The 15,414-nt window shown below is 60.0% G+C and carries 14 protein-coding genes; 9 read left to right on the top strand and 5 right to left on the bottom strand.

Annotated features, from left to right (window positions below):
* Positions 1-325: 325 nt before the first annotated feature.
* From VHO05_RS04420 to VHO05_RS04430, 3 genes are read right to left on the bottom strand one after another with little or no spacing between them, the layout of a single operon-like run.
* Positions 326-814 carry a hypothetical protein gene (locus tag VHO05_RS04420; RefSeq protein WP_329645404.1) on the bottom strand — a complete coding sequence of 163 codons (489 nt, stop codon included), beginning with the start codon at positions 812-814 and terminating at the stop codon, positions 326-328.
* 43 nt (positions 815-857) lie between these two features.
* Positions 858-1,370 carry a heme utilization cystosolic carrier protein HutX gene (hutX, locus tag VHO05_RS04425; protein ID WP_329645405.1) on the bottom strand — a complete coding sequence of 171 codons (513 nt, stop codon included), beginning with the start codon at positions 1,368-1,370 and terminating at the stop codon, positions 858-860.
* Positions 1,371-1,394: 24 nt separating this feature from the next.
* Positions 1,395-1,736: an antibiotic biosynthesis monooxygenase gene (locus VHO05_RS04430; protein ID WP_329645406.1), complete on the bottom strand. Its 342-nt coding sequence runs from the start codon at positions 1,734-1,736 to the stop codon at positions 1,395-1,397.
* A 452-nt stretch (positions 1,737-2,188) separates the two neighbouring features.
* On the opposite strand from VHO05_RS04430, the gene hemP reads away from it, so the two are divergent.
* From hemP to VHO05_RS04465, 7 genes are all read left to right on the top strand, one after another.
* Entirely contained in the window at positions 2,189-2,344 is a 156-nt protein-coding gene (hemP, locus tag VHO05_RS04435; protein ID WP_329645407.1) for a hemin uptake protein HemP, read from the top strand.
* A gap of 189 nt (positions 2,345-2,533) precedes the next feature.
* Positions 2,534-3,847, top strand: a complete 1,314-nt coding sequence (locus VHO05_RS04440; protein ID WP_329645408.1) for an O-acetylhomoserine aminocarboxypropyltransferase/cysteine synthase family protein — start codon at positions 2,534-2,536, stop codon at positions 3,845-3,847.
* A gap of 232 nt (positions 3,848-4,079) precedes the next feature.
* On the top strand, positions 4,080-6,311 hold the full coding sequence (locus tag VHO05_RS04445; protein WP_329645409.1) for a sensor domain-containing phosphodiesterase: 2,232 nt from the start codon (positions 4,080-4,082) through the stop codon (positions 6,309-6,311).
* A gap of 73 nt (positions 6,312-6,384) precedes the next feature.
* Positions 6,385-6,729 carry a metalloregulator ArsR/SmtB family transcription factor gene (locus VHO05_RS04450; protein WP_329645410.1) on the top strand — a complete coding sequence of 115 codons (345 nt, stop codon included), beginning with the start codon at positions 6,385-6,387 and terminating at the stop codon, positions 6,727-6,729.
* Between the two features lie 50 nt (positions 6,730-6,779).
* Positions 6,780-7,250 carry an SRPBCC family protein gene (locus VHO05_RS04455; RefSeq protein WP_329645411.1) on the top strand — a complete coding sequence of 157 codons (471 nt, stop codon included), beginning with the start codon at positions 6,780-6,782 and terminating at the stop codon, positions 7,248-7,250.
* 421 nt (positions 7,251-7,671) lie between these two features.
* On the top strand, positions 7,672-9,258 hold the full coding sequence (locus VHO05_RS04460) for an ATP-binding protein (protein ID WP_329645412.1): 1,587 nt from the start codon (positions 7,672-7,674) through the stop codon (positions 9,256-9,258).
* Between the two features lie 12 nt (positions 9,259-9,270).
* Entirely contained in the window at positions 9,271-9,882 is a 612-nt protein-coding gene (locus tag VHO05_RS04465; protein ID WP_329645413.1) for a response regulator transcription factor, read from the top strand.
* 385 nt (positions 9,883-10,267) lie between these two features.
* Here the strand turns inward: VHO05_RS04465 and VHO05_RS04470 are convergent, their stop codons facing one another.
* Both VHO05_RS04470 and VHO05_RS04475 read right to left on the bottom strand, forming a co-directional pair.
* On the bottom strand, positions 10,268-10,780 hold the full coding sequence (locus VHO05_RS04470) for a DUF892 family protein (protein ID WP_329645414.1): 513 nt from the start codon (positions 10,778-10,780) through the stop codon (positions 10,268-10,270).
* Between the two features lie 140 nt (positions 10,781-10,920).
* Positions 10,921-11,964 (bottom strand): ROK family protein, encoded by a 1,044-nt coding sequence (locus VHO05_RS04475; RefSeq protein WP_329645415.1) that lies wholly within the window; start codon positions 11,962-11,964, stop codon positions 10,921-10,923.
* Between the two features lie 400 nt (positions 11,965-12,364).
* Between VHO05_RS04475 and VHO05_RS04480 the strand changes: the two genes are divergently transcribed.
* Both VHO05_RS04480 and VHO05_RS04485 read left to right on the top strand, forming a co-directional pair.
* Complete coding sequence (locus VHO05_RS04480) at positions 12,365-13,606, top strand: autotransporter outer membrane beta-barrel domain-containing protein (RefSeq protein WP_329645416.1); 1,242 nt, start codon at positions 12,365-12,367, stop codon at positions 13,604-13,606.
* 293 nt (positions 13,607-13,899) lie between these two features.
* The coding region (locus tag VHO05_RS04485; protein ID WP_329645426.1) for a HAMP domain-containing protein at positions 13,900-15,414 on the top strand (1,515 nt) is incomplete at its 3' end.

Below are 15,414 nucleotides of genomic sequence, written 5' to 3' on the forward strand. Positions count from 1 at the left end.
GGCTCCGCTACGCTCTGTTCTCCCCTCCGAAACGCAACGCGCGTCGAAGCGAAGCTGAATCTCCATACGAGGGCAACTCGTACAAATCATGGCGAAAAGGGGGATGGCTGAGCACAAAAGCGGCTGACGCGCCGGGTGGGCGAAAAGCGCCAGCACCCTCCCCACGCTCAGTGAGCTGAGTGGTGCGGCGTGATGAGAACGCGGGAGGGTCGACGCTGTATGCGGCAGGTTGCATGACAAGTCGTATGGCGGCCGGTCCTTACGGGAACCTGACACGCTACGGGACGATACGCTCTAGCGATCGCTGTCCTTTAGGTATTGGATATTAGTGCAACGTCGCGTCGTGCGACGGGGCGGGCCTTCGGGCACCAACCGCAGCGACAATCGTTTTTCCGAACCGGGCCGCCGCCGCCGCGAGGCTCGGCGCCTCGTTCCGTCGCGCGAATTCAGCAGCAGCCTCTTCGATATTGAACGGTTCGCCGCGGTAGCCGGCCTGCATGAGCGTGACGAGCTCCCACTCGTCATCCGTTACGCGTTGACAGCACGACGGACAGTACGGCGAAAGGTAGCCAAATCCTCCACGACGCTCGGCACGCATCGCCCGGATGAGAACGGCGACCCGTGACGCGATGCTCGGACCGTTCTCGGCGCCGTAGCGCATTTCGGCGTGACTGATTGCGCGATCCCAGCCTTCGGCATGATTGTGCTCGTAGCTCATACAGTGAAGTCGCACGAGGTGCAGCCACTCGCGTTCCATCTCACCGAACCCGGTGGACTTGATGTCCCGAAGATCGGGAGCTTCTTTCGTGCACATAAAGGGGTCTCCAAAAACTCCGCATCAATTCGCTGACGACCCCTTAGAGGCCGGCCCGTAGCGAGTCGAAGCGCGCGACTTGGCTGGCGACGAGGTTGCGGTTCTCGTCCCGGCGCACGAAGATCTTGAACATCGTATCGCCGTCGAAATTGAAGAATTGGATGGAGCGCGACTCGCGCCCCATGAAAAGGCGCGTGACGAACGCGATCTCTCGGCAGCGGGAGGCGCGGATATGTCCGCCGATCGGGCTCGCGCCGTGAATATTGTAAAAGCCGCGGCCGTAGCTGCCTGGCGGAAGCGGTCCCTCGCATTCGAGTACGAGGTCGGGAGTGTGCACGATGAAGAGGATTGGTCCCCAGTCCGCGACCTCCTCGAGGATCATTTCAAGCCGGTCGCCCAAAACGATCTTGCGCGTGGCCTCGGGAAGGGCGTGGACAACGTCAAGCGTGCTGACGCAATAGGTGCGCGCGATATCCTCCAGAATGCCGTCCTGATTGGCCGCCAGTCGCTGCTCGAGTGGCAGGAATACGTCTCGCTGTTGTGTCGCGATGGTCATGGAAGGAACCCTCCGGTCTGTCCGCTACTCCGCAGCTGCAAGTCGTTTTCCGTCGCGTGTGACGGTCTGCAAAACTTCAAAACCTTCGAATTCTGGATGCCCGAGGTACAGAGGCTTACTCGTTCCTGCGCCGGCATGGGCTTTGCGAAATTGCTCCGATTTGGTCCACGCCTCGAAGTGGGCATGCGAGTTCCAGATCGTGTGAGACGCATAGAGCGTGTGGTCTTCGCGTTCCGGTCCCTTGAGCAGATGAAACTCCACGAAGCCGGCCACCTCGTTGAGGTGCGTTTCGCGGGAGAGCCAGAGCTGCTCGAAATCTGCTTCTGTGCCTTTGATGACCTTGAAGCGGTTCATGGCAATGAACATGCGATGCTCCTTTGTTCGGTCTTCAGGAGTGACCGTGGCCAAACAAGCGAAAAGGGGCGGCAGCGCCTAGTCCGGTCTCGGAAGAACGACCGGAGGAGCACGCTGCCGCCAACTTGGGGGTCCTAGGCAGTGCGGGAGGAGTTACTAGGCCCCAAGACTTTCAGAGCGGATCACCGGATATCCTTTGTCCGGCTTCCGCCTCGGCATCCCGCTGCAAATATCATTGCGTCTCATCGCTCGATTGCGTGCGCTTTGCGTCGGTACAGCCGCAAACTCGTGAGTGAAATATCCGCGAACTCGACTGCGGACTTGCACACGGTAGTAATCTTGAATTACATAGTCAACAAATAAAGACGATCAGAATAGGGTTTCCGCTCGCGGTCGCTGATTGCAACGGTTCCAAACTGGGCGAGACGATGGTTCACAGCGAGTCCGACGAGGGCGACAACTGTATGTCCAACAAGGCGGCATTTGGAGAAGCCGGCCAGCCCATTCGTTATGATCTGGCCGACCTGCTGCGTGGCGGACGTGAAGCGATACTCGTGCACGACGGGGCCGAGTATTGTTTGCGCATTACAGCCAATGGTCGGCTGATTTTGACCAAGTAGGCAACAAGATGTTCTCCCTTTTGAGGCGCGTCCGGCGCTTGCTGTGGATAGCTCCCTGAAGCGCGGCGTCCCGCGTGCCACCGCTGATATATCGGAATTGTCTCTGCTGCGTGTCATCCACATGACGCGACGCTCGCGCTAGGCTAAAAGCTGGCATCTCACAGCGTGCGGTCTAGCAGGAGAAACACCGTGTCGAGCGATAATGAAGCGAGCAAGAAACCTCGCCCCGAAACCCTAGTGCTTCACGCCGGTTGGCGCGCAGATCCCGCGACGGGGGCCGTCGCTGTCCCGATCTACCAGACAACCTCGTATCAGTTTCGGGACACGGAACACGCCGAAAACCTTTTTGCTCTGAAAGAGCTCGGCAACATCTACACGCGCATCATGAACCCCACGGTCGATGTGCTTGAAAAGCGCGTCGCTGCTCTGGAAGGCGGCGTTGCAGCGCTTGCCGTGGCGTCGGGACAGGCAGCCTCCGCCTTCGCTCTGCAGAACCTCGCGCGCGCGGGCGACAACATTGTCAGCTCGACCGATCTTTACGGCGGCACCTGGAACCTCTTCGCCAACACGCTGAAGGATCAAGGCCTGGAAGTTCGCTTCGTTGATCCGTCCGACCCTGAAAATTTTCGCAGGGCCACCGACGATCGCACCCGCGCCTACTACGCGGAGACGTTGCCGAACCCGAAACTCAGCGTATTTCCAATCGCCGAAGTGGCAGAGATCGGCCGCCCACTCGGCATTCCGCTCATAGTTGACAACACTGCTGCACCGGTATTGTGCCGTCCGCTCGAGCACGGCGCCGCCGTCGTCGTTTACTCATCGACAAAGTACCTCGGCGGTCACGGTACCTCGATCGGCGGCGTTATCGTCGATAGTGGCAACTTCGATTGGGCTGCGCATCCTGTTCGTCAGCCTGCGCTGGCAACACCGGACCCGAGCTACCATGGGGCAATTTGGAACGAGGCTGTAAAGCCGCTCGGTCCGATCGCCTACATCATCAAGGCGAGGGTGACCCTTCTGCGCGATCTCGGCGCCGCACTCTCGCCGTTCAATGCGTTCCTGTTGCTACAGGGTATCGAAACGCTGCCGCTCCGCATGGCCCGGCATTGCGAGAACACAGCAGTGGTCGCGGCTTGGCTTGCCAAGCATCCGGCTGTGACGCGGGTCATCCATCCGTCGGAACAGACCGGTGAGCAGCGCGCACGCGCCGAGCGCTACCTGCGCGGAGGACAGGGCGGGTTAGTCGGCTTCGAACTTGCAAAGGGCCGCGACGCCGGCAGGCGTTTCATCGACGCGCTGAAGATGTTCTACCACGTCGCCAACATCGGAGATGCGCGGAGCCTAGCCATCCATCCCGCTTCGACGACGCATTCTCAGCTTTCAGGCGAGGAGCTGCGCGCGACTGGCGTAACCGATGGGTACGTCCGCTTGTCGATTGGGCTCGAGCACATCGACGACATTCTTGCGGACCTCGATCAGGCGCTTGCGGCCGCTGCAACCTAGAGTTCGAGCCAATTTCTTCCCCAAAGATGGATCGGGCGCCGGTCAAAGAGCCATAATAACAATGGCGCGCTTTGACCGGCAACTCGGCCTGACGCCGTGAAATGATTCAAGAAATTGCCAAATTTTCTAGGAGGAAAGTTTAAAACAAGACGTCCGTGGACGTACTTTTACATGTTGGAAGCAAATCAATTGCTACCTTCATTGCAAAACATATGTCTCAACGGCAAATCCAATGCAGGCCTTTCCAATACCAGAAGACGAGCCAAGCAGGCTCGCAGCACTTCGCGAGCTGAAAATCGTCGGAACGGAATCGTGTCCGGAGTTCGATGCGCTCGTCCAATTGGCCTGTTCGATATTTGATTGCCCAATCGCGATTGTTTCTTTTCTTGAGAAGGATACGCAGTGGTTCAAGGCGCGCGCCGGAGTAAAGACTTCGTCGACGCCACGTGAGTATGCGTTCTGCAACTACGCGATTTCGAGCAAAGGCATATTTGTCGTCAGCGATGCGAGGCGAGACAAACGCTTCAAGACCAATCCGTATGTCACGGGCGAAGGCGGCATCGTGTTTTACGCGGGCTGTCCCATTACGATAGACGGCAAGCATTTTATCGGCACGCTCTGCATTGCTGACCGAAAGCCGCGCCGTTTGTCACAACGTCAGAAGGATCAGCTCTCGCAGTTGGCGCGCGCCGTCGAGGGATTGGTCAAGGCGCATCGGACTGAAAACAAAGCCGTCGAGGCGGCAGCCATTTCTAGGGAGCAGACCCGAACCGCCGAAACGCGCAATCGTCTTCTGCTTCAAATCGAGCAAATGTCGTCTGTCGGCGCTTGGCAGTTTGACTTCGAAACGGAGCATCTGACCTGGTCGGACGAGATCTTTCGTTTGCATGATCTTCCGGTCGGCCAAGCGCCGGATCTGGAGCAGGCCCTGGACTTCTATCCAGGTGCGAACCGGGACATGGTCAAGAGATATCTAGAAAACACCATCGTCACTGGTGAACCCTACACCTTCGAAGCGGACTTCGTGACTGCGAAAGGCCGCATGAGACGGGTTCGATCCATGGGTGAGGTGGAAACAAAGGATGGCAAGCCCACGCGCCTGCTTGGCGTGTTTGAAGACATCACCGACCGGTATGAGATCGAACAGCAGTTGTCGAAGTTAGCGTATATGGATTCGCTGACCGGGATCGCCAACCGCGCACGGTTTCAGCAGCACTTTGCAAGCAAGATAACCGAGGCTGAGCAAAACAAAGCTCAGCTTTCTTTGATGTTGCTCGATCTCGACGGCTTCAAGGAAGTCAATGATACGAGAGGCCACCTCGCAGGCGACGAGGTGATCAAGGCTGTGGCTGGAAGGATCGCCGCCACGTCAGGAAAGAAGGCCTTCTGCGCGCGGCTTGGCGGCGACGAGTTCGCCGTTCTGGTCGCGAGCAAGTCGCCCGAGAGTTGCAAAAAGCTGGCCGAGCGGATCTTGACCGCAGTCGGCAAGCCTATCCCGACCGGAGAACAGCACGCATTCGTCTCCGCTTCGATTGGCATCGCCAACTATCCCCAAGACGCAACGACGACCTCGGATCTGCTCAAGTCCGCGGATATGGCACTCTATCAAGCGAAGAAAGCGGGCGCTGGGTCTGTCGGAATTTTCAGCCCCCATATCGGCGGCATCTTCGACGCGCGGCGCTACGCAATCGATATGGTGAAGCGCGCAGGCATCGGGCGCAAGATCATTCCATTTTATCAGCCCAAGGTCTGGCTCGGTTCCCGGCAAATGTTCGGCTTCGAGGCTCTCGTCCGCCTGAAGAACGTCGACGGGACGTTCTCGGCGCCGGGAGAATTCTGGCACGCATTCAGTGATGCCGAGTGTAGCCGCATGATCAGTCAGCACATGCTGAAGGCGATCACGGAGAATATGTCGGACTGGTTGCAGTCGGGTTACGACCCCGGCCTCGTCAGCATCAATGCGTCCGAGTTTTGTTTCCAGGATGGTGACTACGCAGATCGGATCCTGGCTCGGCTCCACCACATGGGCATCCCGCCGCAGAAGTTCGAGATCGAAATTACTGAGACAGTGTTTCTCGGCGAAAGCGCAAAAATGGTCGAGGCGGCACTCCGGACTCTCAAGGCCGCAGGTTGCCAGATCTCGCTGGACGATTTTGGCACGGGCTACGCGTCGCTGACCCATCTCCGTGACTTCCCGATCAACAACATCAAGATCGACAAGTCTTTCGTTCTGGATCTCACATCCGGCGGCAACAGTACTGTTATCGTCAAGGCGATCGTCGATCTCGCGCATAACCTGGGAATGCAGGTCGTCGCGGAAGGTGTAGAAACTGAAGGTCAGTACGAGTTCCTGCGTGCCATCGGTTGCGATGCGGGGCAGGGCTATCTCTACGGACATGCGATACCCGCCGACATCGTCGTCGAGCGCTTCGCCCCTCGCAAGCCGACCCTCATACGCGCATAGCGCTACTTTCCATTAGTTAGGCAAGTGCCAAAGTATCTCTTGCGCGTCTTGTTGCGCGATGATACTAAGGCATATGCTTAACCATTCGGACGCACTCGATCGCATGTTCCACGCACTCGCCGACCCGACGCGGCGGCGCGTGGTGGAGCAACTGGGCCGCGGCTCGGCGACAGTCAGCGAGCTCGCAAAGCCGCTCAAGATGTCTCTGCCGTCGGTGCTTCAGCATCTTCAAATTCTGGAAGAGAGCGGCCTGATCCGTTCGGAAAAGGTCGGCCGCGTGCGGACCTGCCGGATCGAGCCGAAGGCGCTCATGCGCGCCGAGCATTGGATCTCGCGCCAGAAATCGATTTGGGAAAAGCGTCTCGACCGCTTGGACGCTTATCTCGCCGAGATTGACGCCAAGGAAAAGGGCGGCTGAGAAAGCCGCTCCATATTGCACGGAAATGAAGTCGAACAAGGAGAGTACTGATGTCCGAGCGCACTGTGACGCACGACACGTTCACCATCGAGCGCACCTATGCAGCCTCACCCGCACGTGTCTTCGCTGCATGGGCCGATCCTGCCGCAAAGCGTGTGTGGTTTGCAGAAGGTGATGGGTGGGAACTGTTTGGCTACGACCAGGACTTTCGCGTCGGGGGGAAAGAGACGAGCTCATTCAGGTTCAAGGGCGGCGACGTGATCAGCAACGACACGACCTACCTCGATATCGTACCGGAGAAGCGCATCGTGTTCGCTTACACCATGGTGATCGCGGGAACACCGATGTCGGCATCGCTCGGCACCGCCGAGTTCGTGCCGGAGGGTACGGGCACGAAGCTTGTCTTCACCGAGCACGACGCCTTCTTCGATGGCATCGACAAGTCGGGATCCCGCAAGAACGGTTGCGCCGGCCTTCTGGTCAGACTCGACCATTACTTGAAAGAGACTGCGGCCGCCTAGCCCTGCGACATCTTGAAGATGCCAAAATCCCCGAGCTCGTCGCGAGCTCGGGGATTTTTCCGTGTGTAAAAGGTCATAAGCGTCAGTGGGTTGAGCGTAGTGGTGGCAGGTGCTTGCTACCGCAAATGCGTCCAGCGAGCTTGGCGTTTAGCCAACAATATGCCGCGCGTGTCACGCGCAACCCAAATTGGTATAGAGTTGCAGTCTGTGGATGACGGCGCTCGAACCGTATATCAAATCGCACGATCGACCGCTCCGGGGCTCTTGGCAATTCGTGATGCGCCCGGGCGGTAGTATCGATCAGGAGGTCCTACTGAGTAGTTTGCCGGAGACGCCCGTGAGGGGGCACCAGATGTATGAGTGGGGCAGCGAAGCGGCGGCAAGGAACCTACCTGTGGCGGCACTGCTCAGATGGTCGCACTTGACCATCGGACTCGCCTATCTGATGAGTTACGCGCTGTTGGATTGGCTGAGCTACATCAGCCCCATTGCGCCCATCGGCGTGACCCCATGGAATCCCGCGACAGGCCTTAGCTTCGCGCTGATCCTGCTGCTTGGCCGCGACTACGTGCCTTGGCTCTTCGTTGCGCCGTTGATCGTCAACGCTTTCGTGTTGGATCTGCCGGTCCCCATGGGCGTCCACATCTTTGGCTCGTTGATCGTCGGAGCGGGCTACGGGGCCGCGGCGAGCTTTCTCACGATGCCGCGCTGGAAGTTTGACCGGACCCTGAGCACGAAGCGGTCCTTGATGCTCTTGATAGCCGTCGCCGCGGTGAGCACGGGCCTCGTGGCCGTAACTTATGTCGCTCTTCTCGTTGCCTACGGTCTCGTCGCGTCGCCGGATGTGGTGTTCACGACCGCGCAGCTTTGGATCGGCGACATGATCGGCGTCACCGTGATGACGCCCTTCCTGTTGATCCTCTTCACGCGCCGCCGCATCCTCGTTCCCTCGCTCGAGCTAGTGGCGCTTGTACTCGTGTTGATGGCGACGTTGGCGGCGGTCTTCGGGCTATCGGACACCTTTCGCGTCAAGCAGTTCTATCTCTTCTTCCTTCCGGTGATGTGGACGGCGGTGCGGTTCGGCCTGGAAGGCGTGACGGCCGGTCTCGTTCTCACGCAAGTCGGGCTGATGGCCGCGATGCAGTATGCAGGCGTCCAACCCAACGAAGTCACGGCCTACCAGGCGCTGATGATCGTGCTTGCGTTGACCGGATTGACCATCGGCGCAGTGGTCAACGAGCAGTTGCGAACCCAAGCTCAGCTCCGCCGCAACCAGGAGGCGCTCGAACGTGCCGCCCGTCTCGATACGATGGGTGCGTTCGCGGCAGCGCTTGCGCACGAGATCAATCAACCGCTGACAGCGATCGCCAACTACACCCGCATTGCGAAGATGGCCGTCGAGAAGAATCCGCCGGACAATGATGCCGCGCGGACCGCCGCTGGGCATGCGGTGGTCCAGGTGGATCGCGCGGCCGAGGTGGTGCGCAGATTGCGGGATTTCATTCAGCTCGGCCGCAATGAGATGCGTCCGCATGCGGCAGTTGATTTGATCCGCGAGGCGATCTCGCACTGCCGCTTCGACGCACAGGCCAGCCACGTCTCGATCGAGATGCGATACGCACGCAATCTTCCCTCGGTAGTTTGTGACGGGCTTCAGATTCAACAAGTTTTGATCAACCTGATCCGCAACGGAGCCGAATCCATCTCCGGAAGCGGTAGGCCGGATGGCCGCATTGTCGTAGAAGCAGATATGACCGACGCTGGACGTGTGATCGTCACCGTTCGCGACAATGGTCCAGGATTTGATCCGGATATTCTGGATCGAGCGGTGATGCCGTTTACCACGACCAAGGGAGAAGGGCTCGGCCTCGGCTTGGCGCTCGCCCATTCGACCGCCGAAACGCACGGCGGCAAGCTCGTGGTGGAAAGCGCTGGTGGTGGAGCCGCTGTTTCCTTTACTCTACCGACAGCCGTCGCCGGTGTGACACCAATAGAGAGAACGACCTAGAGGATGCCCGAAGTGACAGTAGCTTTGATCGACGACGATTCTGCCGTGCTGCATTCCATGCGGCTTCTGATCGAAAGCCGCGAGCTCCCCGTGGCTTGCTATGAATCCGCCGAGGCCTTTCTTGAAGATCTGCCCGAAACCAAGCCGTCGTGCGTCGTAGCGGACGTGCGCATGCCGGGCATGTCGGGCCTCGAGCTCCAGCGCGTGCTCAAGCAGAGAAATCACGAAGCGCCGCTCATTCTCATCAGCGGACACGCCGACGTGTCCATGGCGGTGGAAGCCCTGAAGGAGGGCGCGTTCGACTTCTTCGAGAAACCCTACGACGGCGAGCGCCTCGCTTCGAGCGTCAACGATGCCGTGCAAAAGGGCCGGCGCCAGAGCTCCGAGAATAGCGAGCGCATCGACATCGCCGAGCGCCTCAAGGCTCTGTCGCCGCGCCAGCGCGAAGTGCTTGAGTTCGTGGCCTCCGGCATGTCCAACAAGCAGATTGCCGCCAAGCTCTCGATCAGCCCGCGCACCGTAGAAACCTACCGCGCCTGGGTGATGGAGCGGATCGGCGCACAGAACGTTGCCGACCTTGTCCGCAAGGTCAGCGCCTTCCTGCCTCAGGACCCCAAGGCGTAACATCGAGCGATATTGGTTTGGATGAGGGCGGGCTCTTTACGGGCCCGCCCTTTTGCTTTGGAGGGCAATACGCTCGCCGCTTTCAGGATCGCATACCTCCAAGATGATGACTTACATCGCGGCGACACACGTTGATGCCGCGGAACTTTCCGCGCGAGCGGCGTGTTTATGGAAGCATAACAGGCCGCTCGGCCAGAAGGCTGAGCGCTCCATTCCACGAGAAAGCGAAAGCCATGCGCTACATTGTACTCTGGGCCCTCGGGGTCCCGATCTCGGGTCTTATTGTGCTGCATCTGCTCGGGATGATCTGAGCAGGCGACAGAGAGATCGCAGCAAAAAAAGCCGACCTTCATGGGTCGGCTTTTTTTGCGGAGAAGAGATGGCCTCAATGAAGAAGCGCGTTGACGTCTTCAGCGGTCAGGGCGGGCACTTCGGCCGGCTCCGCTTCGAAAGCGAGTTCTGAAAGTATGCTGGCTTGCACCAACTCCTCAGCGATGCTTCGGCGGATGTCCGGGATGGCTTCATCCAGTTCGCACTGCTCCGACCAGCGAAGAAGAGCTTCGTAGAGAGTAATTTCATACCGCTTTATTGCGAGCAGTGCGGCCGCGCAGCCTTGCGTTCCGCCATTCCGGCTACTCGATACCGTATCCAGGGCCTCTCGCAGGAGCGCTGTGGTCGGCCATGCTGCTTCACTTGTCGGTTCCAAGTAGAGAACCCGAAAGATGTCCTCGATGCGTCGAAGCTGTGCACTTGATTGGCCTCCGATCTCGCGGAGTGCTTGGGCAAGTCGCAGGTCCTTCACCGTTGCCGCGATCACCAAGGCTGACGCCTGGAGCTGCTTTTCGGTGTCATAGATGTGGCGCAGTGTGCGCATGTAGACGCGCTCAAAATCCTGCATATGGCCGCCTACCTCTCGCGCTGCAATATCGCCACGGATAACGCGCCTTTGAGAATTTGGGTTCCGTCCGGGCGTCAGCTGGTTGCGAGGCGTCGTAAACTGAGCCGTCGCATGGCGAATTGAGCGATGCGTGGCGCACTTCAACTCTTTTTCCGCCGCGTAGTGAAACGAGCGTTTCCCAAGCCCGTACCGATCGTCAGGACACCCCAGCGATCATACTCCCTCATACGGGGCAGCTCGCTGAGCCCCTGAACCACGGCATCGTTGTGCATGGCGACCGCCGTCTCGTGCTTACCGATCTCGGGGATGGCGTCGATGATGCAATTGGGCAGATTGAAGGTCTTGCTTTCCCAGTTGCCCGGTAGGTTCTGCGCCCCGGTTTCGATCGAGCCGTCTTCCCGGATGAGGCCGGGGCATCCAATGCCGATGACAGGTGCGAGATTGAGTTTCGACTTGCCCGCAGCTTTGATCAAATCCTTCAGCATATCGATCAGCCGGTCCACGGCTTCATCCCGCTTGGTCTTTTCGTCGCCATGTCTCCATAGCTCCGATTTCCAGACGCCCGCTTTGTCGAGTTTGCTGGACTTCTTGAGATTGGTCTCGACAACGCCAGCGCGGATGTTGGTTCCTCCGATGTCGACAGCCATAAGTCCGTCGAAGCCCTCGAGCGTCCATGCCGGCATGAGGTGCGCACACCCAATCAGCCCTGCCTCATCCGGGTGATTGCTGATGAGTTCAAGCTCGATATTGGTGCCGCCTGACTTGAGCAACACTCCGGTGCGCCCGATTGCAAGCTCGCCGACGCGGCTCTGGCGAAAACCACCGCCGATGACGATGGCTTCCGTATCGCGCCAGCTTGCAGTCTTGAGAAAGCGGCGGATGACATGCTCGAGTTCCTTGGCGAACGCTTCGATGGCGCTGTGAATGAGACCGCCGGCTTCGGGGGCGCCTTCTGCCAGAATGGCATCGAGCTCCTTCTTGCTGACTTCCTTGGTGGGCTGATCGCCGAGCGGGTCATCTCCAAGTTTGCGCAAGGGCTCGCGCCATTCATCGATGATGGCCTTGAACGCACCGTGGCTCGCGCGATCTCCGACGAAACCGTCCTCGTCACGGATCTCGAGGTTGTAGCTATCGACGTCCACACTCGGAAGCGTCCGCGCGCCGTGTTCGGTAATGACTGGCAATCGCTCACCTTTGAAGGATGAATTTTTGGGAGGACACTCGAAAAGACCTCGGTCCGGAATCTGGACCGGGAACTAAACGCCGTACGCCGACAGAAAGATCGCGCGAGCGAACATTTATTTTGAACGACCACGGCAGCCACTTGGAGTGAAGGCAGCGTGCCGGCTTCGGATGCACTGCAGCGAAGTCATGCTTTGGCCGATATTCCCCGCCATAGATCACATTGATCAGCAACGACATTTGGCGATCAAAGGAGGTCCTCGAACGATGCAGCAAATCGTTCAGCACCGTTCCGTGTGGGGAGCGGCGTGCATAGTTTCTTGCGTAGGCTTACTTGGAAGCGCCCCCGCGACTGCCGCGGTCAACGCAAGCGCCGGTTGTGAGGCCGCAAATCGTGGCAGCATGAACTTTAGCGTCTCGGCGGCAGGAAGTGCCGCGAAGCAGGCGTCTCTCGAAGAGGGCGAGATACTGACCCTCAATGTTTCGACCCGCGGCACAGCTGTGGTGACGGTTTCCGGCAGCGACGGCGTAACGCGGACCCTTCACAATGGACGCGCGTCTGCCATTGTTTTTGTCGCGCCAAGCTCCGCCGCCTATGATTTTCGCCTCGATGCCGGGCAGACCGAACGCGTTGCGCTATCCGTGAGCTGCACATCGGTCGCCAGGTCGGCGGCTGAACGAGCGCTGTTGGATCGGCGCAAGGCATTCCTCACCAGCCGTGAACCGGACCGAATTCGTATTGATCGGCCGCCGGCTGAAGTGAAGCCGATCGATCCCGAGGCGCAGACCACAAGAAACGGTGAAGTACCGCGCGAGGTCACCGCCTCAGTAAGCCTCTCCGAGCTGGCAGCGGCGATGAAGCCGGGTTCGAAGCCCGAGCCGGGCATTCTCGACTTCTGGTTCGAGGGACGTCACCTTACCTACGACGCGCTCGACCTCAATGCACGCCAGCGCGACGGCAGCTACAGCGTCATGTATCTCGGCAGCAAGTACATGCTCGGCCCAGATATCATGCTCGGCTATCTCGCCCAGTTCGATCAGACCGACGAGGTGAGCCGCTACGGCGATGGGGCCTCGGCAAGCGGGTGGATGGCAGGGCCCTACATGAGCGTCCGCTTCGGCCCCGGGGTCGTGTTCGACGGCCGTGCGGCTTGGGGCGTCGCCGAAAGTCTCCCGAACGGCGTGGCCATCGACACGACGCCGGCGGATCGCAGCCTTCTCCGTGGCACGCTTCGGGGAACGCGTCAGGTCAGCGGATGGACGGTGGCGCCGAGCGTGGGGCTGAGCTACGTGCAGGACACCCCCGCCTTGCAGGAGAGTTCGTTTGAAGGGGCTTCGACGTCACCCACGGGAACGGGTAGGCTCGACGTCCTTCCGGAGATGAAGCGCCGGTTTGAATTGAACAGCGAGGCGTTTATCGAGCCTCGCATTGCCGCCGGAGGTTTTGTGCCCTTCGACAACGTCTCCCAGCTTGGCGGCGTCTCGCAGTCGCCTGATCTGCGGTGGAAGGCCGAGGCCGGGGTTGCTGTCGGCGTCAAGGACAGCATGAACCTGCAGGCGACCGGCGGCGTTGAATCGGGTGGCCAGTCCGCCTCCGACACGTGGTCGGGACGTCTTCAGCTGAATATGCCGCTCGGCAAATAGCGTAAGGGGTTTTTAAGGCTACGAGCCTCCGCGGGATAAATTCTTGGAACCTTTCCTGCCGGACGACGTTTCGGCAGGTCTGGTAGCGCGTGGAGGGTAGGGTGCTTTCAGCTGAGAGCGCGGGCCAGGATCAGGCATTGCGAACGGTACTTGCCGCCCTTGAGGCATTGGGCAACGGGGACAAATCCGTCAGGTTGCCGAGCGACTGGTCCGGCGTTGCGGGTGATGTCGCGCGCGCATTCAATGCCGTGGCCGAAGATGCCAACGGGCTTCATGCTCCGTCCAACGACAACATGCGACGAGCGCGCAACGGCGGCCGCATCCGCTTGCTCGGAACACGTTCGCTGAACGGTGACGCCGGCGCGCATCCGCATGCGCATTTGGCCGACGAAGCGCCTGCGCTTCTCGGCGCTCTGCTGGCCGTAAGGAAAGGTGATGCAACCGTCCGCTTGCCGGTGGACTGGCCGGGGCTCTCAGGCAAAATCGCTGAAACGTTCAATGATATTGTCGAGCTGAACGACCACCTTCAGCACGAGCTTGAGCGGCTGAGCCAAGTCGCCGGCAAGAAGGGGCAATTGCGGGAGCGCGTCCATCCGGGCGCTGCGACCGGGTTCTGGCGTTCGTCTATCGAGGCCGTCAACTCGTTGATCGAGGATCTTGTTCACCCCTCGAGCGAGGTGGCGCGCGTCATCGGCGCCGTCGCCCAGGGCGACCTCACCAAGAGCATGGCGCTCGAAGTGGAAGGGCGCCCCCTCGAAGGCGAATTTCTCCGCACAGCCAAGACGATCAACACGATGGTGGATCAGCTTCGCTCCTTCGCGGCGGAAGTGACGCGCGTTGCGCGCGAGGTGGGCACCGAAGGCAAGCTCGGTGGTCAGGCTGACGTACAGGGCGTCTCGGGGACGTGGCGCGACCTGACCGACAGCGTGAACTTCATGGCCGGCAACCTGACGGCCCAGGTGCGCAACATCGCCGACGTGACGACGGCCGTCGCTCGCGGCGATTTGTCCAAGAAGATTACGGTCGACGTCAAAGGCGAGCTTCTGGAGCTCAAGAACACCATCAACACGATGGTGGATCAGCTACGTTCGTTCGCGGCCGAGGTGACGCGCGTTGCGCGCGAGGTTGGCACCGAAGGCAAGCTCGGCGGCCAGGCCGACGTGCAGGGTGTTTCGGGGACGTGGCGTGACCTCACCGAAAATGTGAACCTCATGGCCGGTAACCTCACGGCCCAGGTGCGCAACATTGCCGACGTGACGACGGCCGTCGCCATGGGCGACTTGTCGAAGAAGATTACGGTCGACGTCAAAGGAGAGCTGCTGGAGCTCAAGAGCACCATCAACACGATGGTGGATCAGCTGTCGTCCTTCGCCTCCGAGGTGACGCGCGTCGCGCGCGAGGTGGGAACCGAAGGCAAGCTCGGCGGCCAGGCCGACGTTCGCGGTGTGGCCGGCACGTGGAAAGACCTGACGGACTCCGTGAACTCGATGGCCGGCAACCTGACGGCCCAAGTGCGCAACATCGCGGAAGTCACGACGGCCGTCGCCGGCGGTGACCTCTCGAAGAAGATCGCGGTCGACGTGAAAGGCGAAATCCTGGAGCTGAAAGTCACCATCAATACGATGGTGGACCAGCTGTCGTCGTTCGCAGCGGAGGTGACGCGCGTCGCGCGCGAGGTGGGCACCGAGGGCAAGCTCGGCGGTCAGGCCGACGTGCCGGGTGTCGCAGGTACGTGGAAGACGCTGACAGACTCTGTGAACTCGATGGCCGGTAATCTCACCGGCCAGGTGCGCAACATTGCAGAGGTC

Origin of the sequence: Hyphomicrobium sp., from assembly GCF_036262015.1 — a bacterium.
Lineage (GTDB): Bacteria > Pseudomonadota > Alphaproteobacteria > Rhizobiales > Hyphomicrobiaceae > Hyphomicrobium_C.

What these genes read in the sequence shown, in the direction of transcription:
- VHO05_RS04420 (WP_329645404.1), bottom strand. Translation starts at nt 814, where the DNA reads ATGTGCACGAAAGAAGCTCCCGATCTTCGGGACATCAAGTCCACCGGG.
- hutX (WP_329645405.1), bottom strand. Translation starts at nt 1,370, where the DNA reads ATGACCATCGCGACACAACAGCGAGACGTATTCCTGCCACTCGAGCAG.
- VHO05_RS04430 (WP_329645406.1), bottom strand. Translation starts at nt 1,736, where the DNA reads ATGTTCATTGCCATGAACCGCTTCAAGGTCATCAAAGGCACAGAAGCA.
- hemP (WP_329645407.1), top strand. Translation starts at nt 2,189, where the DNA reads ATGTCCAACAAGGCGGCATTTGGAGAAGCCGGCCAGCCCATTCGTTAT.
- VHO05_RS04445 (WP_329645409.1), top strand. Translation starts at nt 4,080, where the DNA reads ATGCAGGCCTTTCCAATACCAGAAGACGAGCCAAGCAGGCTCGCAGCA.
- VHO05_RS04450 (WP_329645410.1), top strand. Translation starts at nt 6,385, where the DNA reads ATGCTTAACCATTCGGACGCACTCGATCGCATGTTCCACGCACTCGCC.
- VHO05_RS04455 (WP_329645411.1), top strand. Translation starts at nt 6,780, where the DNA reads ATGTCCGAGCGCACTGTGACGCACGACACGTTCACCATCGAGCGCACC.
- VHO05_RS04470 (WP_329645414.1), bottom strand. Translation starts at nt 10,780, where the DNA reads ATGCAGGATTTTGAGCGCGTCTACATGCGCACACTGCGCCACATCTAT.
- VHO05_RS04480 (WP_329645416.1), top strand. Translation starts at nt 12,365, where the DNA reads ATGAACTTTAGCGTCTCGGCGGCAGGAAGTGCCGCGAAGCAGGCGTCT.